This is a genomic window from Agrococcus sp. UYP33 (genome assembly GCF_054060915.1).
The window spans coordinates 483,269-506,273 of the sequence record NZ_JBSSDR010000002.1 but is presented as its reverse complement, the minus strand read 5'-3'; the positions used below and the strand labels follow the sequence as shown (position 1 = coordinate 506,273).

Sequence of the window (23,005 nt, the reverse complement as noted above, 5' to 3'; positions counted from 1 at the left end):
ACGTGATGCGGGCCGAAATCGGTACCGATGTGCCGCTCGAACCCCGCCCGAGGCGGCACATCGGTACCCCTTCCCACCGAACCGCCGCGGGGCGACCCAGAGCTTGCACCGATCTGCGGTTCCGCCCCCTCCAGAGCAACACATCCGAGCAATCCGTCGACGGAACCGCCCGCGAGACGACCACCGAGCGCCCGACCCGGCCGCCCCGCTCCCGTCCCGGCCTCCCACCCCGACCGAAGCGCAACGACCACCGCACCTGCCGACCGAAGCGCGGCGACCACCGCAGCTCCCGACCACCCGACAACGCCCACCAGCGTCCCCGAGCACCCCCGCACGCCCCTCGACCGCCCCCGCCCGCCCCCGCGGCTAGGCTGGACCCATGGTCAGGATCCACCCCAGCATCCTGTCGGCCGACTTCGTGAACCTCGAGCGCGACCTCGAGAAGATCGCGACGGCCGACGGCGTGCACGTCGACATCATGGATGCGCACTTCGTCCCGAACCTCACGTTCGGGCTGCCGATGGTGCAGCGCATCGCCGAGGTGACGCGGCTGCCGCTCGACGTTCACCTCATGATCGACGACCCCGACACGTGGGCCCACCAGTACGCGATCGACGGCGTCGACTCCGTCACGTTCCACGCCGAGGCCACCCGCGACGCCGTCGCGATCGCGCGCGAGCTGCGCGCCCGGGGTACGCGCTCGGCGATCGCCGTCAAGCCCGGCACGCACATCGACCGGGTCCTCGAGCACCTGCCCGAGTTCGACATGGTGCTCGTCATGACCGTCGAGCCCGGCTTCGGCGGCCAGGCCTTCATGGCCGACATGATGCCCAAGCTGCGGCAGCTCCGCGACCGCGCCGACGAGCTCGGCATCGAGCTCGCGCTGCAGGTCGACGGCGGCATCACCGACGACACGCTGCCCATCGCTGCCGCCGCGGGCGCCGACGTCTTCGTCGCCGGTTCCGCGGTCTACGGGCACGCCGATCCGGCCGCGCGCATCGACGCGCTGCGGGAGGCGGGCATGCTCCAGCCCGGTAGCCTGGAGCGGTGAAGACCTTCGACGAGCTGTACGGGGAGCTCGAGCGCACCCTCGCCGAGCGCCGTGAGGGATCCGGCACCGTCGCGGCCGTCGACGCCGGCGTGCACGAGATCGGCAAGAAGATCGTCGAGGAGGCCGCCGAGGTCTGGATGGCGGCGGAGCACGAGACCGACGAGGACGCGGCGCTCGAGATCTCGCAGCTGCTGTACCACCTGCAGGTGCTCATGCTGGCGAAGGGCATCACCCTGCAGGACGTCTACCGACATCTCTGACGCGCATCCCCACACCCGTCAGAGACCTGAGGAAGCCATGCTGAAGATCGCCGTGCCCAACAAGGGCTCGCTGGCCGAGACGGCCGCCTGGATGCTCGAGGAGGCCGGCTACCGCGGCCGCCGCGACGCGAAGGAGCTCATCTCCGTCGACGCCCGCAACGAGGTCGAGTTCTTCTACCTCCGCCCGCGCGACATCGCCACGTACGTCGGCTCCGGCGCGCTCGACGTCGGCATCACCGGCCGCGACCTGCTGCTGGACTCGGGCTCGCCCGCGACCGAGGTGCAGGGGCTCGGCTTCGCGCGCTCGACGTTCCGCTTCGCCGGTCAGGCCGGTCGCTTCGGGTCGGTGCAGGACCTCGCCGGTGCCCGCGTCGCGTCGTCGTACACCGTGCTCGTCGAGCAGCACCTCGCGTCGCTCGGGGTCGAGGCGACGCTCGTGCGCCTCGACGGCGCCGTCGAGTCCGCGGTGCGGCTCGGTGTCGCGGATGCCGTCGCCGACGTCGTCGAGACCGGCGCCACGCTGCGCGCCCAGGGCCTCGAGGTCTTCGGCGACCCGATCCTGTCGAGCGAGGCGGTGCTCATCACGAGCGGCCGCGACGCGCCTGGCCTCGCGACCCTCAAGCGCAGGCTCGACGGCGTGATCGTCGCCCGCGACTTCGTGCTCGTCGACTACGACATCGAGCGCTCGCGCCTCGACGCCGCGATCGGCGTCGCCTCCGGCTTCGAGAGCGCGACCGTGAGTCCCCTCCACGACCCCGAGTGGGCGGCCGTCCGCGTCATGGTGCGCCGCGCCGAGACGAACGCCATCATGGACGCGCTCGCCGACGTGGGCGCGCGCGCGATCATCGTGACGCGCATCCACGCCGCGCGCATCTGATGCCGGCGCAGCTGATGACCGCCACGTCGACGCTCGCCACCCGGGTCATCCCGTGCCTCGACGTGGCGCACGGCCGCGTCGTCAAGGGCGTGCAGTTCCAGAGCCTCACCGACCAGGGCGACCCGGTCGAGCTCGCCGCGCGGTACGCCGCGCAGGGAGCGGACGAGCTGACGTTCCTCGACGTGAAGGCGACGGTCGACGACGCCGGCACGATGCTCGACGTCGTCGAGCGCACCGCCGAGCAGATCTTCATCCCGCTCACGGTCGGCGGCGGCGTGCGCAGCCGCGACGACGTCGCGCGGCTGCTCGCGCACGGCGCCGACAAGGTGGGCGTCAACTCCGCCGCGATCCGCGAGCCCGAGCTCATCGACCGCATCGTCGCCGACTTCGGGTCGCAGGTGCTCGTCCTGTCGCTCGACGTGCGCCGCTCGTCGTCGCAGCCCTCCGGCTTCGAGGTCACGACCCACGGCGGCAGCCGCGGTGCGGGCCTCGACGCGCTCGCGTGGGCGAGCGAGGGCGTCGCGCGCGGCGTCGGCGAGCTGCTCGTCAACTCGATCGACGCCGACGGCACGAAGGAGGGCTTCGACCTCGAGCTGCTCGCCGCGGTGCGCGCGGTCGCGACCACGCCGGTGATCGCCTCCGGCGGCGCCGGCGGCCCCGCGCACTTCGCCCCGGCCGTCGCCGCGGGCGCCGACGCGGTGCTCGCCGCGAGCATCTTCCACAGCGGCCAGTGCACGATCGGCGAGGTCAAGGCCGCGATGCGCGAGGCAGGGGTGACGGTCCGATGAGCGACGACCCCACGACACCGGCGATCGCCGACGGCCGGCTGCCGGCCCTCAAGCTCGACGCCGACGGCCTCGTCGCCGCCGTCATCCAGGACGACGCGACCGGCGACGTGCTCATGGTCGGCTACATGGACGAGGAGGCGCTGCGGCGCACCGCGACCGAGGGCCGCGTCACGTTCTGGTCGCGCTCGCGCCAGGAGTACTGGCGCAAGGGCGACACCTCGGGCAACATCCAGGTGCCGCGCTCGATCGCGCTCGACTGCGACGGCGACGCGCTGCTCGTCCGCGTCGACCAGACGGGCCCCGCGTGCCACACCGGCGCGCGCTCGTGCTTCTTCACGCCGGTGCCGATGCAGACCGTGCCCACCCAGACCGGCCAGGCGGCCGCGCCGCGCACCGATCGGGACGACGCGTGACGACCACCGATCGCGCCGCCTTCGACGCGCTGCTGCCGCACCACCGCGTCGTGCCGGTGGTGCGCGAGGTGTTCCTCGACGCCGAGACGCCGGTCGGCGTCTACCGCCGCGTCGCCGCGGGCCGCGCGGGCACGTTCCTGCTCGAGTCCGCCCAGCAGGGCGTCTGGAGCCGCTACTCGTTCGTCGGCGTCGCATCCTTCGGGCAGCTCACCGCCGACCGCGGCGAGGTGCGCTGGCGCTCCGAGACCGTCGCCACGGAGCGGCTGCTCGGCGACGACGCCCCGCGCACCGGGCTCGACACCATTGAGCACGTGCTGCGCCGCTGGGCGACGCCGCGCATCGACGGCCTGCCGCGGCTCACGAGCGGCCTCGTCGGCCACATCGGCTGGGAGGCGGTGCGCGAGCTCGAGCGGCTCCCCGACGCGCCGCCGCGCGAGGTCGACGTGCCCGCGATCGCGGTGTCGCTCGTGGCCACGCTCGTCGTGCTCGACCACCGCACCGGTGCCGCGCACCTCGTGGCGAACGTGCTGCACGACGGCGTCGACGACGCGGATGCGCTGTGGCGCGACGCGCAGTCGCGGCTCGACGCGCTCGAGGCCGAGCTCGCCCGACCGGAGGCCGGCTCGCTCGCCGTGCTCGACCGCGACGCCGCGCCCGAGCCCAGCGCGCGCGTGAGCGCCGAGGACTTCCGCGCGATGGTCGGCACCTCCAAGCAGCACATCGTCGACGGCGACGTCTTCCAGGTCGTGCTCTCGGCGCGCTTCGACCTCGAGACCGATGCCGACCCGCTCGAGGTCTACCGCGTGCTGCGCATGCTCAACCCCTCGCCGTACCTCTACCTGCTGTCGCTCGAGGACGCCGCTGGCGCCCCCTACGCCGTCGTCGGCTCGAGCCCCGAGGCGCTCGTGACGGTGCACGACGGCGCTGCCACGATGCATCCGATCGCCGGCAGCCGACCGCGCGGCGCCGACGCGGTCGCCGACCGCGCGCTCTCCGACGAGCTGCTCGCCGATCCCAAGGAGCGCAGCGAGCACGTCATGCTCGTCGACCTCGCACGCAACGACCTCGCGAAGGTGTGCGTGCCCGGCACAGTGGCCGTCACCGAGCTCATGGCGATCGAGCGCTTCAGCCACATCATGCACATCGTCTCGACCGTCGAGGGCCGGATGCGCGACAACGCGACCGCCGTCGACGCGTTCCGCGCGACCTTCCCGGCGGGCACGCTCTCGGGCGCGCCGAAGCCGCGCGCGCTCGCCATCATCGACGAGCTCGAGCCCGCGCAGCGCGGCGTCTACGGCGGCGTCGTCGGATGGCTCGACCTCGCCGGCGACGCGGATCTCGCGATCGCCATCCGCACCGTGACGATGCGCGACGGCGTCGCGCACGTGCAGTCGGGTGCGGGGCTCGTCGCCGACAGCGACCCGGAGACCGAGCTGCAGGAGGTGCGGAGCAAGGCAGCTGCGCCGCTGCGCGCGGTCGCCGTCGCATCCTCGATGCGCCGAGGCGCATGAGCGCGCGCGTCGCGGCCGTGCTGGGGCTGCTGCTCGCCGGCGCGATGGGACTGCTCGCCGCCACGCAGACGTGGGGGAGCGCGACGCTGCTCGACGGCCGCGTGCTCGCGGTCGCCGGGCAGGACGTCGCGGGCGCGATGACGACGCTGTCGCTCGCGACCGTCGCGCTCGCGCTCGTGCTGCCGATCGCCGGGAAGGTGTGGCGGCTCGTGCTCGGCGCACTCGCGCTGCTGCTCGGCGCGCTGCTCGCCGTCCACGCCGGCGGCGCGCAGGCCGGCGTCGCGGGCGCGCTCACCACGCTGGTCGCCGACGCGACCGGGCTCGCGGGCACCGCCCAGCAGGCGGAGCTCACGGCGACCGCGACGACGGCGTGGCCGCTCGTCGGCATCGCCGCGGGCATCGTCGCCGCCGCCGTCGGCGTGTGGGTGCTCATCACGGCGCGTCGCTGGCCCGCGCGCGCACGCCGAGCCGCCCGCTACGAGCGCAGCGGCTCCGGCCTCGCCTGGGATGTCATGGACGACGGCGACGACCCGACTCGGTAGACTGGGGAGGTGGCGCGCCAGCGCGCCGGAGGATCGACCCGAGGAGCATCGTGAGCGCACGCACCGGCATCACCGAGCAGCACGCAGCTGAGCTGAGCATGACCGAGCAGGACGAGTCGTTCGGCGACCCGGGCCACGGCCACTCGCGCGCAGCCTGGGCCAGCGTGCTCGTGATGATCGTCGCCTTCACGCTCGGCACCCTCTTCTTCTTCCTCGACATGCCCCTGCTCGTCTGGGCGAGCGCCGGCCTGCTCGTCGTCGGCATCATCCTCTGGCCGATCCTGAACCGCGCCGGCTTCGGCCCGCAGGGCCACTAGGCCGTGCTCGACGCGCTCACCGCGGGCGCGCTCGAGGACGCTGCGCGGCGCCGGGCCGCGCTGCCCGCCGACCGCCTGGAGTCGATCGCGCTCCAGACGCCGACGCCCCTCGATGCCGCCGCCATCCTCGGCACGCCCAAGCCCGACTCCGACGGCCCGCACATCATCGCCGAGGTGAAGCGCGCGAGCCCGTCGAAGGGCGCGCTCGCCGACATCCCCGAGCCCGCCTCGCTCGCTGCGCGCTACCAGGCGGGTGGCGCGACCGCCATCAGCGTGCTCACCGAGGAGCGCCGGTTCCTCGGCTCGCTCGACGACCTGCGCGCGGTGCGCGCCGCGGTGTCGGTGCCGGTGCTGCGCAAGGACTTCATCGCCGACGAGTACCAGCTGCTCGAGGCGAGGGCGTTCGGCGCCGACCTCGCGCTGCTCATCGTCGCTTCGCTCGAGCCCGCCCGGCTCGCCGAGCTGCACCGCTTCGCGACGCAGCTGGGCCTGTCGGTGCTCGTCGAGGTCCATGACGAGCACGAGATCGACGCGGCCCTCGAGGCGGGCGCCCGGATCCTCGGCGTCAACACGCGCGACCTCAAGACCTTCACCATGCATCCCGAGCGCTTCGCGGAGCTCCGCGCGCGCATCCCCGACGGCGTCGTCGCCGTCGCGGAGTCGGGTGTGCAGAGCGCGGCCGACGTCGCGCGGTACCGGCGCGACGGCGCCGACGCCGTGCTCGTCGGCGAAGCCCTCGTCACCGACGGCGACCCCGAGTCGCGCGTCGCAGAGTTCGGGAGAGCAGCATGACCGAAGCACCGGCAGCCTCGCTGCGCGACCACCACGGCCCCTGGTTCGGCGGGTACGGCGGCGTCTTCATGCCCGAGCCGCTCATGGCCGCGATCGACGAGCTTGCCGCGTGCTACGAGGCGTGCAAGGTCGACCCGGAGTTCCAGGCCGAGTTCGCGCGGCTCTCGCGCGACTACACCGGCCGGCCCTCGATGCTCACCGAGGCGAGCCGCCTCAGCGAGCAGGCGGGAGCGCGCATCCTGCTGAAGCGCGAGGACCTCAACCACACCGGCAGCCACAAGATCAACAACGTGCTCGGGCAGGCGCTCGTCGCGCAGCGGCTCGGCAAGACGCGCCTCATCGCCGAGACCGGCGCCGGCCAGCACGGCGTCGCGACCGCGACCGCGGCGGCGCTGTTCGGCATGGAGTGCGTCGTCTACATGGGCGAGGTCGACACCGAGCGCCAGGCGCTGAACGTCGCGCGGATGCGCCTGCTCGGCGCCGAGGTCGTGCCGGTCACGAGCGGCTCCCGCACCCTCAAGGACGCCATCAACGAGGGCCTCCGCGACTGGGTCGCGAACGTCGACTCGACCCACTACCTCATGGGCACCGTGGCAGGCCCGCACCCGTTCCCCGAGATGGTGCGCGACTTCCACCGCGCCATCGGCGAGGAGGCGCGCGAGCAGACCATCGCGATGACCGGCGGCCTGCCGGATGCCGTGCTCGCGTGCGTGGGCGGCGGCTCGAACGCGATGGGCATCTTCCACGCGTTCCTCGACGACGCCGACGTGCGGCTCATCGGCCTCGAGGCGGCCGGTGACGGCGCCGACACGGAGCGCCACGCGCTGTCGATCGAGCGTGGCGAGCCCGGGCTGCTGCACGGCATGCGCACGTACCTGCTGCAGGACGGCGAGGGCCAGACCCTCGAGTCGCACTCGATCTCCGCGGGCCTCGACTACCCGGGCGTCGGGCCGGAGCACGCGTGGCTGCACGACATCGGCCGCGCCGAGTACCAGCCGGTGAGCGACGCGGAGGCCATGGAGGCGTTCCTCGCGCTCACGCGCGCCGAGGGCATCATCCCCGCCATCGAGTCGGCGCACGCGATCGCGGGTGCGATGCGGTTCGCGCGCGAGCAGCCCGGCTCGACCCTGCTCGTCTCGCTCTCGGGGCGCGGCGACAAGGACGTGGCGACCGCGGGCCGCTGGTTCGACGTGCTCGACGAGGACGCGAGGCAGCAGTGAGCGCGCGCATCACGACCGAGGACGCCATCCGCGCGAGCGGCGGGCGCGCCCTGATCGGCTACCTCCCGGTCGGCTTCCCCGACCTCGCCACGAGCATCGAGGCAGCCGTCGCGATCGCCGAGGCGGGCTGCACGGCGATCGAGCTCGGCGTGCCGTACTCCGACCCCGGCATGGACGGTCCCGTCATCCAGGCGGCGACCCAGTCGACGCTCGAGCGGGGCTTCCGGCTCGAGGAGGTCTTCGAGGCCGTCGCCGCCATCACCGCTCGCACGAGCGCGCCCGTGCTCGTCATGACCTACTGGAACCCGGTGCTGCGCTACGGCGTGGACCGGTTCGCGGAGCAGCTCGCCGCGGCAGGCGGCGCCGGCCTCATCACCCCGGACCTCACGCCCGAGAATGCCGCCGAGTGGCTGGCCGCCGCCGAGCGCCACGACCTCGACCGGGTGTTCCTCGCCGCGCCGTCGTCGTCGGACGCGCGCATCGACCGGGCGGTCGAGGCCTCGCGCGGCTTCGTCTACACGGTCTCGACCATGGGCACGACCGGTGCCCGCACCGACGTCGACGACGCTGCGCGTGCGCTCGCCGACCGCATCGCCGCACGCGCGGCCGCGGCCGGCACCACGGCGCTGCGCTGCGTCGGCCTCGGCATCTCCACCGCCGACCAGGTGCGCGACGTGCTCACCTACGCGGACGGCGCGATCGTCGGCTCCGCGCTCGTCCGCGCGCTCGGCGCCGGCGGCGTGCCCGCCGTCCGCGAGCTCGCCGCGTCGCTCGCCGCCGGTACACTCGACGGCGGCCCGGCCGACGCCGCGGCCACCGCACCGTCGAGCACCGCCTCGTCCAGCCCACAGAAGGACGCCTCCGCGTGACCACCGTCTTCCAGAGCATCCCGAGCCCGAGCCCCGAGTGGCAGCAGGTGCCGCTCGGCGCGTGGCTCGACGCCATCGGCGTGCTGCCGCTCGTGCAGGGCTCGGTGCTCGGCGCCGTGCTCTTCGGCGTCGTGCTCGGCCTCGTCATCACCGTCGTCGCGATGCTCGTCCGCGCGCTCACCAGCGGCCTCTCGAAGCGCGATGCCGCGTGGACGCTCATCGGCTCGCTCGCGACCGGCATCATCCTCGCGATGTTCCTGCGCATCGTCGGTCCGACCTGGGGCATCCAGACCTACGCGCTCTGCATCCTCGCGGGCATCGTCGTCGCGACGCTGCTCACCGGGTGGCGCCTGCGCCAGCGCGGCGTCGAGGCCGGCTACGTCGTCGACATCGCCGTCTGGGCCGTGCTGCTCGGCATCGTCGCCGCCCGCATCTTCCACGTCGCGACGCACCCGGACGACTACTTCGGCGCGGGCCGCGACCCGATGACCGCCCTGTACATCTGGGAGGGCGGCATCGCGATCTTCGGCGCCCTCATCGGCGGCGCGCTCGGCGTCTGGCTCGGCTGCCGGCAGACCGGCGTGCGCTTCACGACCTTCGCCGACGCGCTCGCGCCCGGCCTGCTGCTCGCCCAGGCCTTCGGCCGGCTCGGCAACTGGTTCAACCACGAGCTGTTCGGCCAGCCGACCGGCCTGCCGTGGGGCCTCGAGATCGAGGCGTCGAACCAGGCGTTCCCGGTCGGACTGCCCGCCGACACGCTCTTCCACCCCACGTTCGCGTACGAGATCCTCTGGAACGTGCTCGGCGCCGCGGTGCTGCTGTGGCTCGACCGCAAGCGCGACGTGCAGTGGGGCCGCCTCGTCGCGCTCTACCTCGTCTGGTACGGCCTGGGCCGCTCCGTGTTCGAGACGATCCGCCTCGACCCGTCCGAGCTGTTCCTCGGCATCCGCACGAACGTGTGGATGGCGTTCCTCGCGATCGCGCTCGGCGTGGTCGTCTGGATCGTGCAGACCCGCCGCCACCCCGGCCTCGAGCCGTCGCCCTGGCAGCCCGGGCGCGAGCCCGGTGCCGAGGAGGGCGTAGACTCAGATGTCTACACCGAGCTCCCGGAGTCCCGCACCCAGGACGACGCCGAGCCCGCCGCTCATCCCGCGGCCGCCACGAGATAGTCACGCGCCTTCCGGCGCGCCGCGGGCCGACGGCGTCCCGCTCCCACAGCGAGAGCAGAGGAGCACGATGCGAGCATCCAGCGAGCGTCCGAACCCCGCCGCCCCCATCCGGGGCGCGGCGATGCCCCCCGCGACCGGCATGTACGACCCGCGTCACGAGCGGGACTCGTGCGGCCTCGCGATGGTGGCCACCACCCGCGGCACCGCGGGCCACGACATCGTCGCGCTCGCGCTCGACGCGCTGCGCAACCTCGAGCACCGCGGCGCGGTCGGCTCCGACGCCGGCACCGGCGACGGCGCCGGCATCCTCACGCAGATGCCCGACGCGTTCCTGCGCGCGGTGGTCGGCTTCGAGCTGCCCGCCGCCGGCGCCTACGCCGCGGGGCTCGCGTTCCTGCCGCTCGACGCCGCCGAGCGAGCCGATGCGCGCGCCCGGATCGAGGAGATCGCCGGCCAGGAGCGCCTGCGCGTGCTCGGCTGGCGCGAGGTGCCGATCGCGCCCGACGCGCTCGGCAAGCTCGCGCGCGGCGCCATGCCCGCGATCGAGCAGCTCTTCGTCAGCGCCGCCGGCTCGCCGGTCGCCGGCATCGAGCTCGACCGGCTCGCCTGGCGGCTGCGCAAGCGCATCGAGCGCGAGGTCGGCGAGTACCTGCCGTCGCTGTCGAGCCGCACCATCACCTACAAGGGCATGGTGACGACGCTCCAGCTCGAGCCGTTCTACCCCGACCTCTCGGACCCGCGCTTCGAGACGAAGCTCGCGATCGTCCACTCGCGCTACTCCACGAACACGTTCCCGTCCTGGCCGCTCGCGCAGCCGATGCGCATGATCGCGCACAACGGCGAGATCAACACCGTCGAGGGCAACCGCAACTGGATGCGCGCCCGGGAGTCGCAGCTCGCGAGCGAGCTGCTCGGCGACCTGCGCCCGCTCAAGCCGATCGTCACGCCCGGCATGAGCGACTCCGCGTCGTTCGACGAGGTGCTCGAATTGCTGACCCTCGCGGGCCGCTCGCTGCCGCACGCGATCATGATGATGGTCCCGCAGGCGTGGGAGAACCAGCCCGACATGCCGCAGGACCTGCGCGACTTCGCCGAGTACCACTCGCTGCTCATGGAGCCGTGGGACGGCCCGGCCGCGATCAGCTTCACCGACGGCTCGATCGTCGGCGCGACGCTCGACCGCAACGGCCTCCGTCCGGGCCGCTGGCTCGAGACCTCCGACGGCCTCGTCGTGCTCGCGAGCGAGACCGGCGTGCTGCCGATCGACCCGAGCCGGGTCGTCCGCCGCGGCCGGCTGCAGCCCGGCAGGCTCTTCCTCGTCGACACGGAGGCCGGCAGGCTCGTGCCCGACGAGGAGGTCAAGCGCGAGCTCGCCGCGATGGAGCCGTGGGGGGAGTGGCTCGAGTCGAGCCGCATCCACCTGGCGGACCTGCCTGACCGCGAGCACGTCGCGCACACCGCCGCATCCGTCGTGCGCCGCCAGCGCACCTTCGGCTACACCGAGGAGGAGGTGCGGATCCTCATCGCCCCGATGGCGAAGACCGGCGCCGAGCCGCTCGGTGCGATGGGCTCCGACACGCCGATCGCGGCGCTCTCCGACCGGCCGCGGCTGCTGTTCGACTACTTCAAGCAGGCGTTCGCCCAGGTGACGAACCCGCCGCTCGACTCGCTGCGCGAGTCGATCGTCACGAGCATGACGATGGGCATCGGCCCGGTGCGCAACCTGCTCACGGCCACGCCGTCGCACGCGAGCCAGATCATCGTCGACTTCCCGGTGATCGACAACGACCAGCTCGCGAAGATCCGCTCGATCGACCGCACGCCCGGCTCGCGCCGCACCGTCGTCGTCAAGGGGCTCTACCGCGTCGAGGACGGGCCGGAGGCCATGGAGCGCCGCATCGACGCGATGTGCCGCGAGGTCGACGAGGCGATCGCCGAGGGCGCGCAGTTCGTCATCCTCTCCGACCGCGACTCGACCGACCAGCTCGCGCCCATCCCGACGCTGCTCATGACGAGCGCGGTGCACCACCACCTCATCAAGGCATCCACGCGGATGCGCGTCGGCATCGTCGTCGAGGCCGGCGACGTGCGCGAGGTGCACCACGTCGCGCTGCTCATCGGCTACGGCGCGAGCGCCGTGAACCCGTACCTCGCGATGGAGACGGCGGAGCAGCTCGCGCTCTCGGGGCAGCTCGGCGCCGACGTCGACACCGCCGTGCGCAACGTCATCAAGGGGCTCGGCAAGGGCGTCACGAAGATCATGTCGAAGATGGGCATCTCGACCGTCGGCGCCTACGGCGGCGCGCAGGCCTTCGAGGCCATCGGGCTCTCGCGCGACGTCGTCGACCGCTACTTCACGGGCACGCACTCGCCGCTCGGCGGCGTCGGCCTCGACGTGATCGCCGAGGAGAACCGCCTCCGCCACCGCTCCGCCTACCCGGACGAGCGGGCGCCGATCGCGCACGAGCGGCTCACGACTGGCGGCGAGTACCAGTGGCGCCGCGACGGCGCGCCGCACCTGTTCAACCCGGAGACCGTCTTCAAGCTGCAGCACTCGACGCGCACCGGCCGCTACGACGTGTTCCGCGAGTACACCCGCATGGTCGACGACCAGGCGGAGGAGCTCAAGACGCTCCGCGGCCTGCTGCGGCTGCGCGAGAGCGCGACGCCCGTGCCGCTCGACGAGGTCGAGTCGGTCGCGTCGATCGTCAAGCGCTTCTCGACCGGCGCGATGAGCTACGGCTCGATCTCGCAGGAGGCGCACGAGACGCTCGCGATCGCCATGAACCGGCTGGGCGCGAAGTCGAACACCGGCGAGGGCGGCGAGGACGTCGACCGGTTGCTCGACCCCGAGCGCCGCAGCGCGATCAAGCAGGTCGCCTCCGGCCGCTTCGGCGTGACGAGCATGTACCTGACGCACGCCGACGACATCCAGATCAAGATGGCGCAGGGCGCGAAGCCCGGCGAGGGCGGCCAGCTGCCGCCGCAGAAGGTGTACCCGTGGGTCGCGCGCACCCGGCACGCGACCGCCGGCGTGGGCCTCATCTCGCCGCCGCCGCACCACGACATCTACTCGATCGAGGACCTCAAGCAGCTGATCTTCGACCTCAAGCGGTCGAACCCGGCCGCGCGCGTGCACGTGAAGCTCGTGTCGCAGTCGGGCATCGGCGCGGTCGCCGCGGGCGTCGCGAAGGCGAAGGCCGACGTCGTGCTCGTCTCCGGCCACGACGGCGGCACGGGCGCGAGCCCGCTGAACTCGCTGAAGCACGCCGGCACGCCATGGGAGATCGGCCTCGCCGAGACCCAGCACACGCTCATGGTCAACGGCCTGCGCGAGCGCGTGAGCGTGCAGGTCGACGGCCAGCTGAAGACCGGCCGCGACGTCATCGTCGGCGCGCTGCTCGGCGCGGAGGAGTTCGGCTTCGCCACGGCGCCGCTCGTCGTCTCCGGCTGCATCATGATGCGCGTCTGCCACCTCGACACCTGCCCGGTTGGCGTCGCGACGCAGAACCCCGTGCTGCGGCAGCGCTTCACCGGCAAGCCCGAGTTCGTCGTCCAGTTCTTCGAGTTCATCGCCCAGGAGGTGCGCGAGCTGCTCGCGTCGCTCGGCCTCCGCAGCCTCGACGAGGCGATCGGCCGCGGCGACCTGCTCGAGGTCGACCACGCCGTCGCGCACTGGAAGGCCGACGGGCTCGACCTCGCACCGGTGCTCGCGCAGCCGCAGGGCGCGCTCGGCGCGCCGCGCCGCACGACCGAGCAGGACCACGAGCTCGAGCAGCAGCTCGACACCCGACTGCTCGAGCCGCTGCGACGCGCGCTCGAGGCGGGGGAGCGGCTCGTGCTCGACCTCGAGATCGCGAACACCGACCGCGCGGTCGGCACGATGCTCGGCAACGCGGTGACGCTGCACGCCGGCGCGGAGGGCCTCGAGCCCGGCACCGTCGACCTCACGCTCCGCGGTTCCGCGGGCCAGTCGCTCGGCGCGTTCGTGCCGCGCGGCATCGCGCTGCGCCTGCACGGCGACGCCAACGACTACGTCGGCAAGGGCCTCTCCGGCGGCCTCGTGACGGTGCAGCCCGCGGAGGGCGCCGCGCTCGTCGCCGAGGAGAACGTCATCGCCGGCAACGTCATCGGCTACGGCGCGACGAGCGGCGAGCTCTACCTGCGCGGCATCGTCGGCGAGCGCTTCCTCGTGCGCAACTCCGGCGCGACCGCGGTCTGCGAGGGCGTGGGCGACCACGCGCTCGAGTACATGACCGGCGGCATCGCCGTGATCCTCGGCTCGACCGGGCGCAACATCGGCGCCGGCATGTCGGGCGGCATCGCCTACGTGCTCGACCTCGACGAGCGCCTGCTCAACCAGGACGCGTGGCACCAGGGCGAGCTGCGCGTCGAGCAGCTCGACGAGGAGGACGAGATCGAGCTGCGCGCGATCCTGGCGCGCCACGTCGAGCTGACCGGCTCGACCGTCGCGGAGGCCCTGCTCGAGCGCGGTCTGCAGCGCGTCTCGAAGCTCGTGCCGCGCGACTGGGCGATGGTGCGATCCATCCGCCTCGACGCGGAGCGGCAGGGCGTCGACCCCGATTCGGACAACATCTGGCGGCAGATCCTGGAGGTGACCGGTGGCTGATCCTCGTGGATTCCTGAAGGTGACGGAGCGAGAGCTCCCGAAGAAGCGCCCGGTGCCCGTGCGCATCCTCGACTGGCGCGAGATCGGCGAGCCGGGCGACAAGGCCGTGCTCCGCCGGCAGGCGGGCCGCTGCATGGACTGCGGCGTGCCCTTCTGCCACCAGGGCTGCCCGCTCGGCAACCTCATCCCGGAGTGGAACGACCTCACCTGGCGCAGCGAGGGCAGGGCGGCGAGCGACCGCCTGCACGCGACGAACAACTTCCCGGAGCTGACCGGCAGGCTCTGCCCGGCGCCGTGCGAGTCGTCGTGCGTGCTCGGCATCAACCAGCCGGCCGTGACGATCAAGTCGATCGAGCAGTCGATCGCCGATGAGGCGTTCGCGAACGGCTGGACCGAGCCGCACCCGCCGGCCCGCCTCACCGGCAAGACGGTCGCCGTGGTCGGCTCCGGCCCCGCAGGGCTCGCGGCCGCCCAGCAGCTCACGCGCGCCGGCCACACGGTCGCCGTGTACGAGCGCGACGACCGCATCGGCGGCCTGCTGCGCTACGGCATCCCCGACTTCAAGCTCGAGAAGCGGCAGCTCGACGCCCGCCTCGCGCAGATGACCGCTGAGGGCACCCGCTTCCGCGCGGGCGTCGAGATCGGCCGCGACCTCACGTGGGAGCAGCTGCGCGCCCGCTTCGACGCCGTGGTGATCGCGACCGGCGCGCCCGTCGCGCGCGAGCTCGAGATCCCCGGCCGCTCGCTCGACGGCGTGCACCTCGCGATGGACTACCTCGTGCAGCAGAACCGCGCGGTCGCGGGCACGACGCCGGAGCACCAGATCACCGCGGCCGGCAAGCACGTCGTCGTCCTCGGCGGCGGCGACACCGGCGCCGACTGCATCGGCACCGCGCACCGCCAGGGCGCGGTCTCGGTCACGAACCTCGCGATCGGCGTGCAGCCGCCGTCGGAGCGCCCGGAGCACCAGCCCTGGCCCGTGCACCCGGCGATCTTCGAGGTGCAGTCGAGCCATGAGGAGGGCGGCGAGCGCAACTACCTCGTCTCGACCGTCGAGTTCCTCGCGAACAAGGCCGGCGAGGTGCGCGCGCTGCTCGTCGCGGACACCGAGATCGTCGACGGCGTGCGCCGCCCGAAGCCCGGCACCGAGCGCGAGATCCCCGCGGACCTCGTGCTGCTCGCGCTCGGCTTCACCGGCGCGGACGCCTCGATCGGCGAGGCGCTCGACGTGCCGTTCCAGCGCGGCGTGCCCGAGCGGCGCCCCGACTTCGCGACGGACGCGCCCGGCGTGTTCGTGGCGGGCGACGCCGGTCGCGGCGCCTCGCTCATCGTGTGGGCGATCGCCGAGGGCCGCGCCGCGGCCGCAGCGGTCGACGCCTACCTCGAGGGCTCGACCGAGCTGCCGGCCCCCGTGCGCGCCACGGACCGGCCCTTCGCCGCGGTCTGACGCCACGCCGCTCGCACCGAGCCGCGCACGTCGGCAGCGGACGCCTCCCTCTGGAAGGATGGGGGCGTCCGCGCCGAACACCCAGGCGGCGCGAAAACGGAAAGAGAACCCGATGAGACGAGCCAAGATCGTCGCGACGTGGGGGCCCGCCCTCGCCGGCTACGAGCACACGAAGGCCGCGATCGCGGCCGGCGTGAACGTCGCGCGCATGAACCTCAGCCATGGAGACCGCAGCGTGCACGAGGAGGTGTACGCGAACATCCGCCGCGCCTCTGACGAGCTGCACATGCCGGTCGGCATCCTGGTCGACCTGCAGGGCCCGAAGATCCGCCTCGGCAAGATCCCCGGAGGCCCGTTCGAGCTGGTCGAGGGCGAGCGCTTCACGATCACCACCGACGAGATCGAGGGCGACGGCCAGCGCGCCGGCACGACCTTCAAGGGCCTGCCGGCCGATGTCAAGCCCGGCGACCCGCTGCTGATCGACGACGGCCGCATCACCCTGCGCGCGCTCGAGGTCACCGAGACCGACGTGATCACCGAGGTGGTCGTCGGCGGCCCGGTGAGCTCGAACAAGGGCATCAACCTGCCCGGCGTCGCCGTGAACGTGCCGGCGCTCAGCGAGAAGGACGAGTCCGACCTGCGGTGGGCGCTCGACCTCGGCGCCGACATCATCGCCCTCTCGTTCGTGCGCGACGCCTCCGACATCGTGCGCGTGCACGAGATCATGGCGGAGGAGGGCAGGAAGCTGCCCGTCGTCGCGAAGATCGAGAAGCCGCAGGCGGTCGACAACCTCGCCGACATCATCGACGCGTTCGACGCGATCATGGTCGCCCGCGGCGACCTCGGCGTCGAGCTGCCGCTCGAGCAGGTGCCGCTCGTGCAGAAGCGCGCGGTCGAGCTCGCCCGCCGCTGGGCGAAGCCCGTCATCGTCGCCACGCAGGTGCTCGAGTCGATGATCGAGAACTCGCGCCCCACCCGTGCCGAGGCGAGCGACTGCGCCAACGCGATCCTCGACGGCGCGGACGCCGTGATGCTCTCGGGCGAGACGAGCGTCGGCAAGCACGCGATCACGACGATCGAGACGATGGCGCGCATCGTCTCCGCAGCGGAGGAGATGGGCCTCGGCCGCATCCCGCCGCTCGGCACGAAGCCGCGCACCCAGGGCGGCGCCGTGACGCTCGCCGCGATGGAGGTCGCGAGCTTCGTCGAGGCGAAGGCGATCGTCGTCTTCACCGAGTCGGGCGACTCCGCGCGCCGCATGTCGCGGCTGCGGCCCGCGATCCCGATGTTCGGCTTCACGCCCGACCCCGAGATCGAGTGCCGGATGCAGATGATCTGGGGCATGAACACCCGCCTGGTCGACCGCGTCACGCACACCGACGAGATGATCGCCCAGGTCGACGACGTGCTCATCGGCGAGGGCCTCGTGGCTGTCGGCGAGAAGGTCGTCGTCATCTCCGGCATGCCCCCCGGCACGTCCGGCTCGACGAACGACCTGCGCATCCACCGCGTCGGCGACGTGCACGCCGAGGCCGTGCCGGCCTACCACGGCCTGCGCCGCATCCAGGTGCCGCACCCGTCGGCGCCGCACCCCGCCGAGGGGTAGCAGGCGGACCGTCGGGCTGCTGCTCGACCTCGCATCGAAGGGCTCAAGCCGGCTGACGCTGGCTTGAGCCCTTCGATGTCACGTGCCGGTGGTGGGACTCGAACCCACACTCCTCGCGGAAGCGCAGTTTGAGTGCGCCGCGTCTGCCGATTCCGCCACACCGGCTCTCGTCGAGGCGGAGCCCGCCTCGACCGAACACTAGGCTAGTGCTCATGACCGACGACCTCTTCGCCGAGCCCGAGCTCGGGTCCGCACCTGCTGAGACGCCCTCCACCTCGCGCACCGTGCTCGTCGCCGAGGACGAGTCGCTCATCCGCCTCGACATCGTCGAGACGCTCCAGGCCGCCGGCTTCGACGTGATCGGCGAGGCGGGCGACGGCGAGCGCGCGGTCGAGCTCGCGAAGGAGCTGAAGCCCGACCTCATCGTCATGGACGTGAAGATGCCGAAGATGGACGGCATCACCGCGGCCGAGCGCATCAGCGCCGAGAAGATCGCGCCCGTCGTGCTGCTCACGGCCTTCAGCCAGAAGGAGCTCGTCGAGCGCGCCGGCGAGGCCGGGGCGCTCGCCTACGTCGTGAAGCCGTTCACGCAGAACGACCTGCTGCCGGCGATCGAGATCGCGCTGGCCCGCTGGGACCAGATCCGCACGCTCGAGAGCGAGGTCGCCGACCTCGCCGACCGCTTCGAGACGCGCAAGCTCGTGGACCGCGCGAAGGGCCTGCTGAACCAGCGCATGGGCCTCGCGGAGCCGGAGGCGTTCCGCTGGATCCAGAAGGCGTCGATGGACCGCCGCCTCACGATGGCCGAGGTCGCGCAGGCCGTCATCGAGCAGCTCGGCGCCCCAAAGAAGTAGCCCGCCGCGTCCTCCCCGCCCGCGAGTGGTCGCGCCCGCGCGTGAGTGGTCACTCCCGCGCGTGAGTGGTCACTCCCGCGCGTGAGTGGTCATTCCCGCCCGTGAGTGGTCATTCCCGCGCGTGAGTGGTCACTCCCGCGCGTGACTGGTCATTCCCGCGCGTGAGTGGTCATTCCCGCGCGTCAGTGGTCATCCCCGCGCATGAGTGGTCACGCGTCCCGTGAGCGGTCATCCCCGCCTGCGAGTGGTGACGCTCGCCGGTGAGGGTCGTCACCGTGCCGAGCGGCTTGCGATCGCCCGAGCGGTCATCAGCGGGCTGCGTGGGCATCCGCTGAGCACCCCGTCTCTCCACAGCCGGGACGCCAGTCGCCCGCCGGGCTGCAGCGCTGCAGGCATCATCCTCCGCATGGAGAGTCCGCACGGCTTCACGATCCGGCAAGGCCTGGAGCGGGGATACACCGCAGCCGAGCTGCGCTCGATGGCGTTCACGAGACCGGCCCGCGGCGCCCGCATCACCGCGGCGGTCGGCGACGAGGCGCGAGCCCTGCTCGAGGCTGTTCGCGTGCTCGCGCGGCAGGACAGCTTCTTCTGCCACACGACCGCTGCACGCATCCATGGCATGCCGCTGCCGTCGCGGTTCGAGAGGGAGGCCAGAGTCCACCTCGCGTCTCCGACTGGCGGCTCCCGCATGCGACGGCCCGGCGTCGTCGGCCACCGCCTCAAGTCTGCGGTGGAGGAGGTCGACGGGCTGCGGGTGGAAGCGAGAGCCGACACGTTCGTGCACCTGGCCACCATGCTGAGCCTCGAGGAGCTGGTCGCGGTCGGGGACTGGCTGGTGTCGACGAAGCGGCGTGATCCGCTCACGGTCCAGGACTTGACGGATGCGCTGCGGCGCTACGAGGGAGCCCGTGGGCTCCACCTGGCTCGGCGAGCGCTGGCGCTCGTCTGCGTCGGGGCGGAATCGCCGCGGGAATCCCTGCTGCGCCTCCTGATCATCGGCGCGCTGCCCGCGCCGGTGCTCCAGCATGAGGTGTTCGACGCGACGGGCATGTTCGTCGCGCGACTCGACCTCAGCTGGCCCCGCCTGAAGCTGGCCGTGGAGTACGACGGCGAGCATCACACGGATCCTGCCCAGCAGGAGCGCGACCGCATCCGCCGTCAGAAGCTGCGGGCGTTGGGCTGGCACATCATCGTGGTCACGAAGGACGATCTGCTCGACGGCGGACAGCAGCTGCTGCGGGGGATCGTGGCCGCGTACGAGCGCTACTCCTCCTGGAGCGCTGCTTGAGCGATCTCCCTCAGGCCGCGTACGGACGCGTGAGGGTCGTGGACTCTCGCGCTTGGCAGTGACCGCTGTGGCTCGGGAGTGTCCGCTCGCGCTCCGGATTGACCGCTCAGGCTCCGGATTGACCGCTCAGGCTCCGGATTGACCGCTCAGGCTCCGGAGTGACCACTCACGTTCGGGAGTGACCACTCACGTTCGGGAGTGACCGCTCGTACGGGAAGGAGCGCGCTACGCGCTCGGGTGGCGCTTGATGAAGTTCGTGATGCGGAGGGTCGAGGCGCGGTTGCCAGCGTCGTCGGTGCAGACGATCTCGTGCACCGTCATCGAGCGCCCGAGGTGCACCGCCTTGCACTCCGCGTTGACCCAGCCGCTCGTGATCGAGCGCGTGTGGGTCGCGTTGATGTCGACGCCCACGGCGTAGCCGCCGTCGCCCGCGTGGATGTTCGCGCTGATGGAGCCGAGGCTCTCGGCGATGACGCAGTACGCGCCGCCGTGCACGAAGCCGGCCGGCTGCCGGTTGCCGTCGACCGGCATCCGCGCGATCGAGTGCTCGGCCGAGAGCTTCACGAACTCGATGCCCATCCGCGCCGAGAGCTCGCCGCCCGGCACCTCGCCCTGCGCATCCAGCACCGCTTGCGTCTGGGCGTCGAGCTGGGTCACGTGGGCTCCCGGAGGTGGTGTCGGATGCGGCGGCTAGGCTGGCCACCGTGTCGGACACGAAGCCTACCCTCATGGTCATCGATGGCCATTCCCTCGCGTTCCGGGCGTTCTTCGCCCTGCCGCTCGAGAACTTCGTCAACTCGGAGGGGCAGCACACCAACGCCATCCACGGGTTCCTGTCGATGCTCCTCAAGCTGCTGCAGGACCACAAGCCGACGCACCTCGCGGTCGCCTTCGACATCTCGCGCTTCTCGTTCCGCACCCGTGAGTACGCCGAGTACAAGGGCACCCGCGACGAGACGCCCAAGGAGTTCAAGGGCCAGGTGCCGCTGCTCGAGGAGGCGCTGCACGCGATGGGCGTGCGCACCATCTCGAAGGAGGACTACGAGGCCGACGACATCCTCGCGACCCTCTCGGTCGAGGGCCGCAAGGCGGGGATGGACGTCTTCGTCGTCTCTGGCGACCGCGACACGATCCAGCTCGTCAACGACGACGTCACGCTGCTCTACCCGTCGGTGCGCGGCGTCTCCGAGCTCAAGCACTACACGCCTGAGACGGTGCGCGAGCGCTACGGCATCGAGCCCGAGCAGTACCCCGAGATCGCCGCCCTGGTCGGCGAGACGAGCGACAACCTCACCGGCATCGACAAGGTCGGCGAGAAGACGGCCGTCAAGTGGATCACGCAGTACGGCACCGTCGAGAACCTGCTCGCGCACGCCGACGAGATCAAGGGCGTGGTCGGCAACAACCTGCGCGAGCAGCGCGAGCGCGCCGAGCGCAACCGCCGGCTCAACAAGCTGCTCACCGACGTCGAGCTCGGCGTGACGCCCGACGAGCTCACGCGTGGGCAGGTCGACGAGGCGAAGCTGCGCGAGGTCTTCCAGCGCCTGCAGTTCCGCACGCTGCTCGACCGCGTGCTCAAGCAGGAGGGCAGCGGCGAGGCCGTCGCCGCGCTCGAGCCGGAGGTGCAGGCGCCCGCCGTGCAGAAGCTCGTCGACGAGGAGCTCGACCTGTGGCTCTCGCGGGCGAAGGGCACGGTCGCCGTCTCGATCGCCCACGACGGCGTCGGCGGCATCGCCGGCTTCGGCGTCGCGACCGAGGGCGCGAGCGCCTACGTGCCCTACAAAGCGGGGACCGGCGACTACGACGGATTCGTCGCCTGGCTCGCGTCCGACGCCCCGAAGGCGCTCCACGACGTCAAGGCGTCGAAGAAGGCGCTCGAGCGCGCCGGCCTCGTGCTCGGCGGCGCTGCGCACGACACGCGCGTCGCCGCGTGGCTGCAAACGCCGACCGCGCCCCCGAAGACCTTCGAGCTCGACTGGCAGACCGAGGCGCTGCTCGGCGCGACGCTCCCGGCGCCCGACCCGAACCAGCTCGTGCCCGAGATCGAGCCGGAGGAGCTCGGCACGGTCGCGTGGCTCACCGGTGAGCTCGCCCGCGCCCAGCGGCCGCGGCTCGACCCGGGCACGCTCGGCGTGCTGGACGACATCGAGCTGCCGCTCATGCCCGCGCTTATCCGCATGGAGCAGCAGGGCGTGCACATGGACCGCGAGGTGCTGCAGCGCATCCTCGACCAGATGCGCGAGCAGGCGGCCGGCCACGCCGAGGCCGCCTACGGCGTGATCGGGCGCGAGGTGAACCTCGGCAGCCCCAAGCAGCTGCAGAGCGTGCTCTTCGAAGAGCTCGACATGCCGAAGACGCGGGCGACGAAGACGGGCTACTCGACCGACGCGCAGTCGCTCGCCGACCTGCAGGAGACGAACCCGCACCCGTTCCTCGGGCTGCTGCTGCAGCACCGCGAGACGACGAAGCTCGCGCAGATCATCGAGTCGCTGCTCAAGGCGATCCACGACGACGGGCGCATCCGCACCCGCTATGACCAGACGGGCTCCGCGTCCGGCCGCCTCTCGTCGAACGACCCGAACCTGCAGAACATCCCGGTGCGCACCGAGGTGAGCCGCGAGATCCGCTCCGCGTTCGTCCATGGTCCCGAGTTCGAGACGATGCTCACCGCCGACTACTCGCAGATCGAGATGCGCATCATGGCGCACCTCTCGGGCGACGAGGGCCTCATCGAGGCGTTCCTCTCGGGCGAGGACCTGCACCGCTTCGTCGGCTCGCGCATCTTCGGCGTCGACCCGAGCGAGGTCACGGCGCTCCAGCGCGTGAAGGTGAAGGCGATGAGCTACGGCCTCGCGTACGGCTTGAGCGCGTTCGGGCTCTCGAAGCAGCTGCGCATCACGCAGGCCGAGGCGAAGCAGCTCATGCTCGACTACTTCCAGCGCTTCGGCGGCATCCGCGACTACCTGCGCGGCGTCGTCATGCAGGCGAAGGACGACGGCTACACGACGACCATCTTCGGCCGTCGCCGCCCGTTCCCCGACCTCACGTCGTCGAACCGCGTGCTGCGCGAGAACGCCGAGCGGCAGGCGCTCAACTCGCCGATCCAGGGCTCGGCGGCCGACATCATCAAGCGGGCGATGATCGCGATCGACCGGCGCATCATCGATGAGGGCCTCGGCTCGCGCATGCTGCTGCAGGTGCACGACGAGCTCGTGTTCGAGGTCGCGACGGGGGAGCGCGAGGCGCTCGAGGCGATCGTGCGCGCCGAGATGGGCGGCGCCGCCGACCTGTCGGTGCCGCTCGAGGTGCAGGTCGGCGTCGGCCCGAACTGGGACGCCGCCGCGCACTGAGCCCCGTCGCGCACTGGGTCA

General features: G+C 72.3%; 19 protein-coding genes and 1 tRNA gene. 18 read left to right on the top strand and 2 right to left on the bottom strand.

The window, feature by feature from the left end; all coding sequences use genetic code 11:
• The first annotated feature begins 379 nt into the window (after nucleotides 1-379).
• From rpe to pyk, 15 genes are all read left to right on the top strand, one after another.
• Entirely contained in the window at nucleotides 380-1,051 is a 672-nt protein-coding gene (rpe, locus tag ACVWW9_RS12735) for a ribulose-phosphate 3-epimerase (RefSeq protein ID WP_123697964.1), read from the top strand.
• Complete coding sequence (locus ACVWW9_RS12730) at nucleotides 1,048-1,311, top strand: phosphoribosyl-ATP diphosphatase (RefSeq protein WP_123697963.1); 264 nt, start codon at nucleotides 1,048-1,050, stop codon at nucleotides 1,309-1,311. The genes rpe and ACVWW9_RS12730 overlap by 4 nt, the downstream gene beginning before the upstream one ends.
• A gap of 37 nt (nucleotides 1,312-1,348) precedes the next feature.
• Nucleotides 1,349-2,188, top strand: coding sequence for an ATP phosphoribosyltransferase (gene hisG / locus ACVWW9_RS12725; RefSeq protein WP_456515806.1), 840 nt, complete (start codon nucleotides 1,349-1,351; stop codon nucleotides 2,186-2,188).
• A 14-nt stretch (nucleotides 2,189-2,202) separates the two neighbouring features.
• Nucleotides 2,203-2,976 carry an imidazole glycerol phosphate synthase subunit HisF gene (gene hisF, locus ACVWW9_RS12720; protein WP_456515805.1) on the top strand — a complete coding sequence of 258 codons (774 nt, stop codon included), beginning with the start codon at nucleotides 2,203-2,205 and terminating at the stop codon, nucleotides 2,974-2,976.
• Nucleotides 2,973-3,389, top strand: coding sequence for a phosphoribosyl-AMP cyclohydrolase (gene hisI / locus ACVWW9_RS12715; protein ID WP_456515804.1), 417 nt, complete (start codon nucleotides 2,973-2,975; stop codon nucleotides 3,387-3,389). Before hisF ends, hisI begins: the two co-directional genes overlap by 4 nt.
• Nucleotides 3,386-4,900, top strand: a complete 1,515-nt coding sequence (locus tag ACVWW9_RS12710) for a chorismate-binding protein (protein ID WP_456515803.1) — start codon at nucleotides 3,386-3,388, stop codon at nucleotides 4,898-4,900. Before hisI ends, ACVWW9_RS12710 begins: the two co-directional genes overlap by 4 nt.
• The gene (locus ACVWW9_RS12705; RefSeq protein ID WP_354260618.1) at nucleotides 4,897-5,442 is read left to right on the top strand and encodes a Trp biosynthesis-associated membrane protein; all 546 of its coding nucleotides are present in this window, start codon (nucleotides 4,897-4,899) and stop codon (nucleotides 5,440-5,442) included. The genes ACVWW9_RS12710 and ACVWW9_RS12705 overlap by 4 nt, the downstream gene beginning before the upstream one ends.
• A gap of 98 nt (nucleotides 5,443-5,540) precedes the next feature.
• A complete protein-coding gene (locus ACVWW9_RS12700) occupies nucleotides 5,541-5,759 on the top strand; it encodes a DUF6704 family protein (RefSeq protein ID WP_354261611.1) in 219 nt (72 codons plus the stop codon).
• A 3-nt stretch (nucleotides 5,760-5,762) separates the two neighbouring features.
• Complete coding sequence (trpC, locus tag ACVWW9_RS12695; protein WP_123697958.1) at nucleotides 5,763-6,551, top strand: indole-3-glycerol phosphate synthase TrpC; 789 nt, start codon at nucleotides 5,763-5,765, stop codon at nucleotides 6,549-6,551.
• The gene (trpB, locus tag ACVWW9_RS12690; protein WP_456515802.1) at nucleotides 6,548-7,771 is read left to right on the top strand and encodes a tryptophan synthase subunit beta; all 1,224 of its coding nucleotides are present in this window, start codon (nucleotides 6,548-6,550) and stop codon (nucleotides 7,769-7,771) included. Before trpC ends, trpB begins: the two co-directional genes overlap by 4 nt.
• Nucleotides 7,768-8,640 (top strand): tryptophan synthase subunit alpha, encoded by an 873-nt coding sequence (gene trpA, locus ACVWW9_RS12685; protein WP_456515801.1) that lies wholly within the window; start codon nucleotides 7,768-7,770, stop codon nucleotides 8,638-8,640. Before trpB ends, trpA begins: the two co-directional genes overlap by 4 nt.
• 251 nt (nucleotides 8,641-8,891) lie before the next feature.
• Nucleotides 8,892-9,809 (top strand): prolipoprotein diacylglyceryl transferase, encoded by a 918-nt coding sequence (lgt, locus tag ACVWW9_RS12680; RefSeq protein ID WP_456516035.1) that lies wholly within the window; start codon nucleotides 8,892-8,894, stop codon nucleotides 9,807-9,809.
• Between the two features lie 67 nt (nucleotides 9,810-9,876).
• Nucleotides 9,877-14,439: a glutamate synthase large subunit gene (gene gltB, locus ACVWW9_RS12675; protein ID WP_456515800.1), complete on the top strand. Its 4,563-nt coding sequence runs from the start codon at nucleotides 9,877-9,879 to the stop codon at nucleotides 14,437-14,439.
• Nucleotides 14,432-15,886 (top strand): glutamate synthase subunit beta, encoded by a 1,455-nt coding sequence (locus ACVWW9_RS12670; protein ID WP_354260624.1) that lies wholly within the window; start codon nucleotides 14,432-14,434, stop codon nucleotides 15,884-15,886. Before gltB ends, ACVWW9_RS12670 begins: the two co-directional genes overlap by 8 nt.
• A 112-nt stretch (nucleotides 15,887-15,998) precedes the next feature.
• Nucleotides 15,999-17,492, top strand: coding sequence for a pyruvate kinase (gene pyk, locus ACVWW9_RS12665; protein ID WP_123697954.1), 1,494 nt, complete (start codon nucleotides 15,999-16,001; stop codon nucleotides 17,490-17,492).
• 83 nt (nucleotides 17,493-17,575) lie between these two features.
• Here pyk and ACVWW9_RS12660 read toward each other — a convergent pair.
• Nucleotides 17,576-17,657 (bottom strand) — tRNA-Leu (locus ACVWW9_RS12660).
• Nucleotides 17,658-17,704: 47 nt separating this feature from the next.
• Here ACVWW9_RS12660 and ACVWW9_RS12655 point away from each other — a divergent pair.
• Nucleotides 17,705-18,346 carry an ANTAR domain-containing response regulator gene (locus ACVWW9_RS12655; RefSeq protein ID WP_123697953.1) on the top strand — a complete coding sequence of 214 codons (642 nt, stop codon included), beginning with the start codon at nucleotides 17,705-17,707 and terminating at the stop codon, nucleotides 18,344-18,346.
• Between the two features lie 406 nt (nucleotides 18,347-18,752).
• On the top strand, nucleotides 18,753-19,634 hold the full coding sequence (locus ACVWW9_RS12650; RefSeq protein WP_456515799.1) for a DUF559 domain-containing protein: 882 nt from the start codon (nucleotides 18,753-18,755) through the stop codon (nucleotides 19,632-19,634).
• 225 nt (nucleotides 19,635-19,859) lie between these two features.
• Here the strand turns inward: ACVWW9_RS12650 and ACVWW9_RS12645 are convergent, their stop codons facing one another.
• Nucleotides 19,860-20,213 (bottom strand): PaaI family thioesterase, encoded by a 354-nt coding sequence (locus ACVWW9_RS12645; protein WP_456516034.1) that lies wholly within the window; start codon nucleotides 20,211-20,213, stop codon nucleotides 19,860-19,862.
• 149 nt (nucleotides 20,214-20,362) lie between these two features.
• On the opposite strand from ACVWW9_RS12645, the gene polA reads away from it, so the two are divergent.
• Nucleotides 20,363-22,984, top strand: coding sequence for a DNA polymerase I (gene polA, locus ACVWW9_RS12640; protein ID WP_456516033.1), 2,622 nt, complete (start codon nucleotides 20,363-20,365; stop codon nucleotides 22,982-22,984).
• The last annotated feature ends 21 nt before the right edge of the window (nucleotides 22,985-23,005 follow it).

Coding starts and splice junctions, on each gene's coding strand:
- rpe (WP_123697964.1), top strand. CDS start 380: ATGGTCAGGATCCACCCCAGCATCCTGTCGGCCGACTTCGTGAACCTC.
- hisG (WP_456515806.1), top strand. CDS start 1,349: ATGCTGAAGATCGCCGTGCCCAACAAGGGCTCGCTGGCCGAGACGGCC.
- hisF (WP_456515805.1), top strand. CDS start 2,203: ATGACCGCCACGTCGACGCTCGCCACCCGGGTCATCCCGTGCCTCGAC.
- hisI (WP_456515804.1), top strand. CDS start 2,973: ATGAGCGACGACCCCACGACACCGGCGATCGCCGACGGCCGGCTGCCG.
- ACVWW9_RS12705 (WP_354260618.1), top strand. CDS start 4,897: ATGAGCGCGCGCGTCGCGGCCGTGCTGGGGCTGCTGCTCGCCGGCGCG.
- ACVWW9_RS12700 (WP_354261611.1), top strand. CDS start 5,541: ATGACCGAGCAGGACGAGTCGTTCGGCGACCCGGGCCACGGCCACTCG.
- trpB (WP_456515802.1), top strand. CDS start 6,548: ATGACCGAAGCACCGGCAGCCTCGCTGCGCGACCACCACGGCCCCTGG.
- lgt (WP_456516035.1), top strand. CDS start 8,892: ATGTTCCTGCGCATCGTCGGTCCGACCTGGGGCATCCAGACCTACGCG.
- gltB (WP_456515800.1), top strand. CDS start 9,877: ATGCGAGCATCCAGCGAGCGTCCGAACCCCGCCGCCCCCATCCGGGGC.
- pyk (WP_123697954.1), top strand. CDS start 15,999: ATGAGACGAGCCAAGATCGTCGCGACGTGGGGGCCCGCCCTCGCCGGC.
- ACVWW9_RS12655 (WP_123697953.1), top strand. CDS start 17,705: ATGACCGACGACCTCTTCGCCGAGCCCGAGCTCGGGTCCGCACCTGCT.
- ACVWW9_RS12650 (WP_456515799.1), top strand. CDS start 18,753: ATGGAGAGTCCGCACGGCTTCACGATCCGGCAAGGCCTGGAGCGGGGA.
- ACVWW9_RS12645 (WP_456516034.1), bottom strand. CDS start 20,213: ATGGGCATCGAGTTCGTGAAGCTCTCGGCCGAGCACTCGATCGCGCGG.
- polA (WP_456516033.1), top strand. CDS start 20,363: ATGGTCATCGATGGCCATTCCCTCGCGTTCCGGGCGTTCTTCGCCCTG.